General features: G+C 70.1%; 2 protein-coding genes. One reads left to right on the top strand and one right to left on the bottom strand.

Annotated elements, in window-relative coordinates:
• Positions 1-2,231: phosphoribosylformylglycinamidine synthase subunit PurL (gene purL / locus RWP81_RS15875; protein ID WP_314457728.1), on the bottom strand; the 2,231-nt coding region annotated here is incomplete at its 3' end.
• A 360-nt stretch (positions 2,232-2,591) separates the two neighbouring features.
• Between purL and RWP81_RS15870 the strand changes: the two genes are divergently transcribed.
• Positions 2,592-2,891: glycerate kinase (locus tag RWP81_RS15870; RefSeq protein ID WP_314457727.1), on the top strand; the 300-nt coding region annotated here is incomplete at its 3' end.

Raw genomic sequence — 2,891 nt, 5'->3', positions numbered from 1 at the left:
GCCTCGGTGCCCGGCTCGATGTCGGTGACGCCGATGCGCAGCACCGGGTAGCCGCGGCCGTCGCAGAGGCCCCGGAACTTGACGTCTTCTTCGCGGGGGACGCTGACCAGCACACGGCCGGTCGACTCGCTGAACAGGGCGGCCGTGGCATCGACACCGTCGCGGTCCATGAGCTCGGTGAGCCAGACGCGCGCGCCGACGCCGAAGCGCAGGACGCCCTCGGCGAGGGTCTGCGCGAGACCGCCCGACGACAGGTCGTGCGCGCTCGAGACGAGCGACTGCGAGCCCGCGGCCTGCAGCAGCTCGGCGAGCCGGCGCTCCTTGGCGAGGTCGACCTTCGGCGGTCGCCCGCCGAGGTGGTCGTGGATGGTGCCGGCCCACTGCGAGCCGTCGAGTTCGTCGGCGGTGGTGCCGAGCAGGTAGAGGTTCTCACCGGCATCTTGCCAGCCGCTCGGGATGCGTGCGGCGACGTCATCGATGATGCCCAGGACGCCCACGACGGGGGTCGGGTGGATCGGCTGGTCACCGGTCTGGTTGTAGAACGAGACGTTGCCGCCCGTGACCGGGATGCCGAGCTCGAGACAGCCGTCGGACAGGCCCTCGACGGCCTGGCTGAACTGCCACATGACCTCGGGGTTCTCGGGGCTGCCGAAGTTGAGGCAGTCGGTGACGGCGGTGGGCACGGCACCCGTGACGGCGACGTTGCGGTACGCCTCGGCCAGGGCGAGCTTCGCACCGTTGTAGGGGTCGAGCTGGTTGTAGCGGCCGTTGCAGTCGGTCGCGATGGCGAAGCCGAGGCCGGTTTCTTCGTCGACGCGGATCATGCCGGCGTCGTCGGGGAAGCTCAGCGCGGTGTTGCCCAGCACGTAGTAGTCGTACTGGTTGGTGATCCACGAGGTGTCGGCGAGGTTGGGGCTCGCGACGAGTGTCGTGAACTGCTCGCGCAACACGTCGTTGTCGGTGGCGCGGGGCAGCGTCGCGGCGGAGTCGTCGTTGAGGGCGTCGATCCAGGTCGGGTAGGCGACCGGGCGCTCGTACACGGGACCGTCGACCGCGACGGTCGAGGGGTCGACGTCGACGATGCGCTCGCCGTACCAGTCGATGACGAGGCGGCCGTCGCCGGTGACCTCGCCGAGCACGCTCGTCTCGACGTCCCACTTCCCGACGACGGCGAGGAACGCGTCGAGCTTCTCGGGCGCGACGATCGCCATCATGCGCTCCTGCGACTCCGACATGAGGATCTCTTCGGGAGTCAGCGAGGGGTCGCGCAGCAGCACCTTCGACAGCTCGACCTTCATGCCGCTGTCACCGTTGGCCGCGAGTTCGCTCGTGGCGCACGAGATGCCCGCGGCCCCGAGGTCTTGGATGGCCTCGACCAGGTCGTCGCGGTAGAGCTCGAGGCAGCACTCGATGAGCACCTTCTCGGCGAAGGGGTCGCCCACCTGCACCGCGGGGCGCTTGGTGGGTCCACCGTCGGCGAAGGTATCGGAGGCGAGGATCGAGGCGCCGCCGATGCCGTCGCCACCCGTGCGGGCGCCGAACAGCACGACCTTGTTGCCGACGCCGGTGGCGTTGGCGAGCTTGATGTCTTCGTGCCGCATGACGCCGACGGCGAGGGCGTTGACCAGCGGGTTGCCCTGGTAGACGGCGTCGAACACCGTCTCACCACCGATGTTCGGAAGGCCCAGGCAGTTGCCGTAGAACGAGATTCCGCTGGTGACGCCGTGGACGACCCGCGGGGTGTCGGGGTGGTCGATCGCGCCGAAGCGCAGCTGGTCCATGACGGCGACCGGGCGCGCGCCCATCGAGATGATGTCGCGGACGATGCCGCCGACGCCGGTGGCGGCACCCTGGAACGGCTCGATGTAGCTGGGGTGGTTGTGCGACTCGACCTTGAAGGTGACGGCCCAGCCGTCGCCCACGTCGACGACGCCCGCGTTCTGACCCATGCCCACCATGAGGCGGATCTTCATCTCGTCGCTGACCTTCTGGCCGAACTGGCGCAGGTAGATCTTGCTCGACTTGTAGGAGCAGTGCTCGCTCCACATGACGGAGTACATCGCGAGCTCGCCGCTGGTGGGGCGTCGGCCGAGGATCTCGCGGATCTTGGCGTACTCGTCGGACTTCAGGCCGAGGGCGCCGTAGGGCTGCTCTTTCTCGGGCGTCGCGATGGCGTTCTCGACGGTGTCGGCGAGGGCCGTACGGGCGTCGGAGGGGTTCGGGGTGGTCACGCGGCTGAGCTCCAAGAATCGCAGGGGCCGGACGGGAGTCAGTCTAGTTGGGTGCGCCGACATTGCCCGGGGGTGCTGCCGCGACGACTGCGCAAAGTCAGTGATCTGCGCAACCTCGGTCGCGTTCGCGGCATCCGGGCTGAGGTTGTGCGAATCGCTGAGGGTGCGCGCGTCGCCGAGGGCGCGCGGGTCGTGCGAACAGTACGCGCGGGGGCGAGTCGTCGAGAGGCCTACGCGGGTCGTCGCAGACCGGACGAATGGATGCCGTATGCCGTGCGGCGGGCGCCGCCGCGGGAGCCCGCGCCCGAACCTCGCCCAGAACGGCTTGCCGTCGCGCCTCTATCCGGGCAGTGTGCGGGGATGCCCCTTCGCGTGGTCATCGCCCCCGACAAGTTCAAGGGCACGCTCACGGCGCGCGAAGCGGCGGATGCCATGGCCCGGGCCGTCCGCGAGAGGTGGCCCGACGCGCAGCTCATCGTCGTCCCCGTGGCCGACGGCGGTGACGGCACGCTCGACGCGCTCGGGGGCCCGAATCGCCGCGCCACCGTGACCGGGCCCCTGGGTCGCCCGGTCGACGCCGCCTGGCGGCTCGACGGCGGTGTCGCCGTGATCGAGTCGGCCGCGGCATCCGGGCTCGTGCTCGCCGGAGGAGCGGAGGGC

The organism is uncultured Microbacterium sp. (genome assembly GCF_963521695.1).
Taxonomy (GTDB): domain Bacteria; phylum Actinomycetota; class Actinomycetes; order Actinomycetales; family Microbacteriaceae; genus Microbacterium.
Note: the sequence above shows the minus strand (reverse complement) of the source record. Positions and strands in the feature narration are given on the sequence as shown.